9 protein-coding genes and 1 pseudogene are annotated in these 7768 nt (G+C 47.5%); 4 read left to right on the forward strand and 6 right to left on the reverse strand.

Annotated elements, in window-relative coordinates:
• The coding region (locus tag AXFE_RS08665) for a transposase (RefSeq protein ID WP_160291790.1) at positions 1-603 on the forward strand (603 nt) is incomplete at its 5' end.
• Positions 604-845: 242 nt separating this feature from the next.
• Positions 846-1070, forward strand: coding sequence for a hypothetical protein (locus AXFE_RS08670; protein ID WP_152625975.1), 225 nt, complete (start codon positions 846-848; stop codon positions 1068-1070).
• A 35-nt stretch (positions 1071-1105) separates the two neighbouring features.
• Here the strand turns inward: AXFE_RS08670 and AXFE_RS08675 are convergent, their stop codons facing one another.
• Positions 1106-1372 (reverse strand): hypothetical protein, encoded by a 267-nt coding sequence (locus AXFE_RS08675; protein WP_152625976.1) that lies wholly within the window; start codon positions 1370-1372, stop codon positions 1106-1108.
• Positions 1373-2324: 952 nt separating this feature from the next.
• Positions 2325-3536 (reverse strand): glycosyltransferase family 4 protein, encoded by a 1212-nt coding sequence (locus AXFE_RS08680; RefSeq protein ID WP_052605486.1) that lies wholly within the window; start codon positions 3534-3536, stop codon positions 2325-2327.
• A gap of 424 nt (positions 3537-3960) precedes the next feature.
• Between AXFE_RS08680 and AXFE_RS19275 the strand changes: the two genes are divergently transcribed.
• Entirely contained in the window at positions 3961-4164 is a 204-nt protein-coding gene (locus tag AXFE_RS19275; protein ID WP_152625977.1) for a hypothetical protein, read from the forward strand.
• Positions 4107-4367 (forward strand): hypothetical protein, encoded by a 261-nt coding sequence (locus AXFE_RS08690; protein ID WP_052605488.1) that lies wholly within the window; start codon positions 4107-4109, stop codon positions 4365-4367. Before AXFE_RS19275 ends, AXFE_RS08690 begins: the two co-directional genes overlap by 58 nt.
• A gap of 496 nt (positions 4368-4863) precedes the next feature.
• On the opposite strand, the gene AXFE_RS08695 is transcribed toward AXFE_RS08690, so the two are convergent.
• The 4 genes and pseudogenes from AXFE_RS08695 to AXFE_RS19965 all read right to left on the reverse strand — a co-directional run.
• The gene (locus tag AXFE_RS08695; RefSeq protein ID WP_052605489.1) at positions 4864-5130 is read right to left on the reverse strand and encodes a hypothetical protein; all 267 of its coding nucleotides are present in this window, start codon (positions 5128-5130) and stop codon (positions 4864-4866) included.
• 464 nt (positions 5131-5594) lie between these two features.
• Positions 5595-5972 (reverse strand): hypothetical protein, encoded by a 378-nt coding sequence (locus AXFE_RS08700; RefSeq protein ID WP_052605490.1) that lies wholly within the window; start codon positions 5970-5972, stop codon positions 5595-5597.
• Positions 5969-6732 (reverse strand): annotated as a pseudogene (gene istB, locus AXFE_RS21450) (IS21-like element helper ATPase IstB). The gene AXFE_RS08700 and the pseudogene istB overlap by 4 nt, the downstream one beginning before the upstream one ends.
• Positions 6732-7768 (reverse strand): Mu transposase domain-containing protein (locus AXFE_RS19965; RefSeq protein WP_052605491.1); only part of this gene is annotated, 1037 nt, incomplete at its 5' end. The gene AXFE_RS19965 and the pseudogene istB, both read right to left, overlap by 1 nt.

Raw genomic sequence — 7768 nt, forward strand, 5'->3', positions numbered from 1 at the left:
AACGCTACCATGGTAGCCGATCCATTCCACCTGATAAAGCTGGCCAACACTCGCCTTGATGAGGTGAGAAGAAGGGTACAACAGAACATCCTTGGTCACAGAGGCAGGGGTGGGGATCCCCTCTATCGCATCCGGCGACTCCTGACTATGGCCAAGGAGAGACTCACCGAGGGTGCCAACGCCAAACTTACTCACCTACTTGAACTAGGTGACCCAGACAACGAGGTAGCTACCGCATGGAGAGCCAAGGAGTCCTTACGAGAGCTCTATACCTATCGTGACCCAAAACTCGCTAGTGACCACCTCGATGCTCTTATCAGTGACTTCACCGACAACCAACGACCCCCCGAGGTCCAACTACTTGGGAGAACCTTGAAAAGCTGGCATGATGAGATCCTGGCCTGGCACACGTCCTTCGTGACCAATGGACCGACAGAGTCGATGAACAACCTCATTAAGCGGATTAAGCGCATCGCCTTTGGGATGACGAACTTTGCGAACTTTAGAATCAGAGCGCTCTTGGCGGCTGGTAAGCCTGACTGGTCACTACTAGCTACTGTTACCCCGGTGACAACGCAGATCTCTAGCGCACTTGGTTCGTAACAGGAACCAACCAACCCAATAAGTAAGACACCAGGGAGAACCCCCTTGGCCCCTCTTACCCGTTCACGGGTTGTGTAGCCTAGACCTCTCCGAATGACGGCTTCAATCTGGCCAATCACCTCAGAACGCTCAATAACTTGCCGATTCCTGGTCGATCTTGGTACCGGAATACCGCTTATTTCCGAAGATCCACTTACGCGCACGCCCCGGACAGCCAGTGGACCCGACAGCACTTGATGGCTGTGAACGGTCGTACGACTGGAATCACGCGGTCGGACGTCCGCGACGTTGGCGATCGCTTCGCCGTCCCCGGTGCCTTTGATATCATCGAGCAGGTCCTCGAAGCGGTCTCCAAGTGGTCGACCTTCGCGGACCAAGCCGGAGTGCCCGCGGCGACTGCTGACCGCATCTCCCGCGACATTGAGGTCTGGTCGTCGCCGCTGCGCAAACAGGTAGAAAAGCCATAGATGTCAGCTGTTAGGGCAAACTCTAGATAGACCCTTTAGCTATAACCCATTGTCACCATAAGTCCAGCGATGTTTCTCCTTGTTCCTCGGTGATCGTCATAACCAAAGAGTCCCCAATCAAGTTGAATCTGAGCTCCCGGTTTGCTTTCATAGCGAATGGTCGCCTTGGCGTGAGGTCGAATATTTGGTTTGATAGATTTTACGTAATTACGGATCGTCGTTACTTTAGAGCTACAGCCCAAAGGTTCTATTCGAGAGAGTATCGCTGGTGCACTGATCCCTCCGTCTTTGACGATAGCCACATTCATCTCCTTGTAGAAGACCTCAGCTTTGATCCCCATGGGGCTCTAGGTGATTTAGCTTGCCACATTGTTCCATCACGAACGTACTTAGCTACAGTATTCCTAGATACACCGGCAAGCTTAGATGTTTCGTGATAACTGTGTCCTTGTGCTCTTAATTCTGTCAAATGCTTTAGTGGCCTGCCCCTAAAGCATTTGATTGCACCTGGGTGGTTTTGAATGTTCCACAGACAAGTCTTACTGGCGGGGGTGGGTCAATTTAATATTGGCGATCCTGGGTCAATTTAATGTTGCTGGTAACAGTTATAGAAGTTAGTCATGAAAAAAGCGACAAAGTGTGTCACCTTGACCAAATTGTCCATAGCTTCATTGGGTCCATGGGTGACATGGCAAGATAGTTAGGCTAGGATCTCAACATTCTGGGAGGTAAAGTTGTCCTAAGGAGCGCTACCTCTCCGGAGATCTTGGGGCGACGTGAATTAATTTAATATCGTCGATGCCAAGACGGATCTCAGCAATTGCTTTAGAATCTTTTTCTAAAATGGGGGAAATCTATTGTGAGTTGCTTCAAATCCTATTCTGGTAGAACCGCCGTACTGCTTCTAAAGAGATTTCATAAAAATGGAACTTCAACCCCTAGTCTCCGCTAAATCGGAAGTGCCCTTCTAGCTGCCGACTGCCAGCTAGAAACTAAAAGAAATGGCCAACACTTAGCTCCAATTTCTCAGTTTCTTGCCGACAGCCTTTTTTTGATCTTTAGAGTAGGCCTTCATTCTTCGGTCTAGGTTCTCGCTCTACATGGTTGATATTCTGTGGAAGGCGGCGCTGTCTCCCCCTACACTTAGGGGTAAAGTAGAACCTTGGATTTTCTGGTCGACAGTTAACCAGATTTCTATTTTTTGGATTGTCGGAAACCTGTTAACCCTTCTTTTTGCTCTGGGTTCGGCTGAACTTAGTTATTAGGTAGTAACGAATCGAGTGCTGACTTGCCTTTCCTTACCGATGTGAGGAATTCGTTATATCGCGCGGTCAGGTTTGGCCATTGGTATTTTTTAGCCACATATTGAGTGCCATTATTAGCTAGTTGGTTCCGCAGTGGAGTATTCGTTAGGAGCAGCGAAAGAGTTGCCTCGAAGTTCTCATATGAGTCGAATGAGAGACCTCCGCCGCTCGCTCTTGCTTGGTTTGTTGTGGGTCCACAGCTTCGATTTACCATAACTGCTTTTTGGTGCGCCCAAGCTTCAATCAATACGATTGAAAATGATTCAAATGGCGACGGTGATATCAGGAGTTCCATGTTGGCTAAAAGAGTATGTTTGGTGGGCTCGTCCACGGAACCTAGGACTTCAATGTCTGGATGTGGATTTGGGAGAATTGAAATAGGTCCGGCGAAGACAAGCTTTAGATCGGATGGATTTCGAGTCTTGTACTCTTTGAATAGGTCGGCCAGCAAGGTGGCTCCTTTTTGCGTGTCAACCCTTCCTAAGCAAAGAAGGTACTTGGAATTGATGATACTTGAGGGAAGCAATGACCTGTCGTCTCTATTCTGACTTGCATTTTCGTACCCCATCCCAAGTATCATTGCCGGTTTTTGTGCCACAGCGAATCTATCTTCAACTATTTGACGTTCGGAAGGTGTGTGATATACCAGCGCGTCAATACTATTGAATACTTCTTTGAAGATAGGCAGATCTAACATTGGTTCGTTATGTGCGGTAGGGTGGAAGATTTTGGGAAGGCTGGTTAGGGTGACACCGGTGACTATCGGGTGATATAAATATGTATAGAAGGCGATTAGGTCTCCGTTGTAAGTCGAAATGGCATCATTTAGTTTCGGGGATACAGGGCCTTGGAGACGGATGACCTCAAGAGATTCTGCAAGCGACATGCTTTTGGGCGCGTTCAGCGCTCGTTTAGTTGCTTGGTAGAAGTTTGGTAGTCTTTGCCCTTCTACCTTATAGCGGTGGACCCTTACCCCATTCAATTCGCAATCGCCAGGAGGGAAGTGGTTATTCCAGGCTTCGATTTCTATTGCGGTTGTTGTCAGTATATCTACCTTATAGCCTTGGTGTCTTACTAATGCTTCTGCTAATAGACGCGTGGCGTTTTCCGCACCACCAATTATTTCGCTTCCGTATCGCGGTATTACGAATCCAATGCGCAAATTAGTCACCTTAGGGGAGAGGTCGATTTGATTACTAAGCCATCCTATTACTAGAGTGGCCAACCTGGAACCTAGGTAGATAACCCGTAATTGATACTTTATCAGCGAAGAGAATTCGGCTTACGTCTGTGAATATTTCACCTTTGCTTCTAAATGCCATCTGGCCTTTTTGGCCAGGATGAATAGCAGCGAGCATTAGGTCGACTTCGTTTTGATTGCTTGGCCCATCTTTCGCAGAATTCCCGAAAAATCGCCCCAATTGGCCCCTTTTGAGGGGATTTTGGGCGATTTTCGACTTGGGTGATTTATAGATGCCCTGGTAGATGGGTATTAGGTCTTTTTGGATCACAAATGTAGTGTCCTAATTTTTGAGTAGTTTTGATTATGACTTGCATTAGCTCTGACATGGTGCTATTGTCTTGTTGTGTTTATCCGTGAAACTCCAACAGTTAACAAAAAGACCGGCGTTAGCTACAGTAAGTACCAACTCGTTGAGTCCTACCGCTGTGAAAAAGGTCCCCGTCAACGTATAGTAATGACCTTGACCGAACTGGACCTGGATAAGTCATTGTGGCCAGCTCTGGCCAATGCAATAGCCAATGCTATTACCAGAGACTCTCTGGAGTAACCTCACTCTTTGAATCAGATCCTATTATTGCCAGATACGCCGATCTGGCAATCACTAAGTATGCAATTCGTTCCGAAGTTGCAGCCGCTAAAGAAACAAGAGCTACTGAGGCTGACCTTGAGATGGTGGATCTCTCTAGTGCTAAGACTATCAATAGTAGAAGTATCGGTCCAGAACTCATAGGAAATGTTACTGGCCATTGAGAACTGCAAGTTGGTGGACACGAAGAATGCATACAAGTGGCCATCACTTTTGCACATTTTACCACAGCTCGCGTTTATCTGAGGCCGCTTTTTTTACTATTACAGTAGCTATTTCATTCGGTCCTTCTATGGGCATTTCTTGTCGAGGAGGTGAAATAATGTAACCTTTGGTCGCAAAGGTCTATTAACTACTCCAACTTGCATCCAAGAGCAGTTAATTGTCGATTAGATGAAAGTGCTCTATCGAGGCGCAGTGTGATTTTTAGATAGGGTTGAGATTTCGTTGAGGGCGACTTGGAAAAGATCTCTTTATTATTCTTTTTTATGGGTAGTAGCTACAGGTTGTTGAGCCTGTGGGCGAAGATCGTTGGATTATGCGTAAACGCGAAGCGTTTTCCACATTTCAACTTTCGTTTGCGTAGCAATCGTCCACAACTCAATAACCCCCATTACGTTCCTGGATAGGTGGAGGTTATAGATTCTAGATTCTAGAGATCTAGCGAGTATTGACGGCACCGCAAGTTACCCAACCCAACCAAGAGGCCCCATCGTGAACCCCAATGGCCCGTTGCGCGACGATAGAGCGACGATAGACCATCACCCAACCCAACCAAGAGGCCCCATCGTGAACCCCAATGGCCTGTTGCGCGACGATAGAGCGACGATAGACCATCACCCAAGCCAACCAAGAGGCCCCATCGTGAACCCCAATGGCCCGTTGCGCGACGATAGAGCGACGATAGGTTTGCTTGCAATCGAACAAATTGGCCCCATCAGCTCTTGGGCATGAAGTTGACATGGCGAATCAGTTGACATGGCGAATCAATGAGATCGTGGAACATTCGCGACAAGGGTTGGATCCCGTGGGCTTTGTCTATATGGTGACGATTCGCTATCCTTGTTGGTTCTCTTTGGTCAAGAGCTAAGACATATCGTCATTAGTTCTCTAAAGTGTGGGGTCTAAAGCGTGAGATCCATGTGTGGTCATTTGATTCATGAGGAACGGAGATTTCTCCGAGTCTGGTGACAGTAGGGCACCAGCAGCTATCAATCGAGAAACCGAATGGATGTATCAATCGTCCTGATAGTCGCCGATATAGATAGAGCACTACACAGATAGAGCACTACACAGATAGAGTCCTATATAGATAGAGCCCAACCAAGGACTATGTTAGGCCTTGGTTGGGCTCTTATTTGATTATTACTGGGTTTCTAAGAGTGTTATCTCTATATCTCTCCCATGAGTTCGCCTACTGCGAGAGGCTCGTCGCAGTGAGGGCACAGCCCGCCAATGCCAACGCGAGTCATGAAGACTCCACAATCGCTACAGCGTTGTATGCCGAGTTCGTGCACTCCACAAGAAGGACACTCATAGATACTGATATTTCGACGAGGTTTACCTATTCCAACTATGGCATTGCTCACCAATCCTTGATGGCGTCTTCGATAGGCTCTATGTTTACAAGTTGCCGAACAATAGATGCGTCGACCGATTGAGACAAATTGACCTCCACAGATAGGACAGGACTTCTTTAGAGAAGGATCATCTAACGCCTCTCTATCGTTGTGATAGGAGGGATCATCTAACGCTGGTCTCTGGCTCATAGTGGCACCACACCTTTACCCGAAAGAGCTTGGCTAAGGCGAATAGAGTCTCCTTTGGTTTCTATGAGATGGCCATGATGAGCCAGACGATCAACAAGTGCTGCAGCGAGAGATCTAGGCGTGATGATCTCGTCGAAGGACGCTATAGGGTAATTCGAGGTCACAATCATTGAAGTCTTCTCATAACAAGCATCGACCGCCCGATAGAGAGACTCTGATTCCATAGAGTTCATAGGAAGTATTCCTAGGTCGTCAATGACAATCAAATCCATTCTCATCAATTTGAGCATCATCTTCGCCAAGGTGTCAGTGGCCTTAGCTATATCCATATAACGACACAGAGTTTCAGGGGTGTACCAAGCTACCCTGAAACCTGCTTCGATTCCAGCACTTGCAAGTGCCTCCGCCAGAAAGCTCTTACCCGTTCCAGGAGGACCAAGAACCAGTAAGTTCTCTTTAGTCTTACCCACTCCAAGTTGGACAATCCCATAATGGTTCTATTTGGAATCGATGATATGGATGAGTCAAACCCCTCTAGGGTTCGATTGGAGGGGAGATTCGCTGCTATGCGGCGAATCTCTAACGTAGAAGCATTTCTGCCTTTTAGCTCGATTTCCAATAGCAGCCGGATCATCTCCATGGGATCCCATCGCTGTGCTCGGGCCGAAAGAGCTAAATCATAGTAGCTCCGCCTAATATGAGGAAGCCTAAGACGCTTGGTCATAGCTTCGATCTCGTCTTGGATTATATTATCGGCCATTATGACACCGCCGCAAGTTTGGACCAGGCGTCAGTAGATGCACCATAGGGACCCTGTGGTGAGCTAGATGCACCATTAGAACTCTGTGGTTTGGAACTCTGTGGTGAAGTGGCCTTAGTTCCACTACGAGCTGACCTTTTGTGAATTACCAAGAGATCAGCTATTACCGAGTGATTGAAGGCTCCAAGACGAAGTGACTCCTCAATTATTGAAGAGGAGACTTCATTATTGGCGTAGCCCACTAGATCTGCTATCGAGGTTTCAATGCCGCTGGCTCCACTATTACAAGCCCTAATGAGCCATTGGCTAGCATCAGGTGTAATTGAAAGAAACTTAGCCTGAGTTTCATTGGTCGGAATCGGCATCCTCACAAGTGGACCATTGGGATGATCTGGTTCCTTATGAGAATCGTCAATGACATAGCTGAAAGCTTCTCCTCTTGCATGGCGAGCTATTTCGTTAACATATCCACCAGTTTCTTCCTGGGCTACGATGACCACTTCTTCCCCAACGCTGCGAACATAGACTACTTCGCGACGATATTTCGCTGGTACCGAGTAACCACAGTGGTTGAACCTAACGATGGGCATCTTTGGCTCTACCTTGCGCATCACTCCATAAGCACCGAGATAAGGCACTTTAGGAAGGCTATGAAATGTCATAGCCTCAGATTGAAGTACCACTGATGGGATCTTGCCTGAGGTTGAGTGGACAACGGAGTTGATAGAAGTGGTATAGGCGGCACATGCAGCTTCAAGTTCAGCGATGTTCCTGTAGTTTTGAACGAGGTTGGTGTCTTTTGGGCAGATATCTTCTTTTGCCACCCTAACTGCAGCTTCTACTCCACCTTTTGATGCTGGATCATAGACAACGCAAGTTTGGATACTAAAGCCATACGCACTAGCGAAGGAGACCATCTTGGGGTTAATGACAGCCACCCCTGCGATATGCTTCACCGCGGCAGTCTTAGCGTTGTCGGTGAGTACATAAGCCGGAATACCCCCTATGTACCTAAAGCAGTAATCTAAGGCCATAA

It is taken from the genome of Acidithrix ferrooxidans (assembly GCF_000949295.1).
Taxonomy (GTDB): Bacteria; Actinomycetota; Acidimicrobiia; order Acidimicrobiales; family Acidimicrobiaceae; genus Acidithrix; species Acidithrix ferrooxidans.

Excerpts from the sequence above, each read along its gene's own strand:
- AXFE_RS08700 (WP_052605490.1), bottom strand. The coding sequence starts at position 5,972 with ATGAGCCAGAGACCAGCGTTAGATGATCCCTCCTATCACAACGATAGA.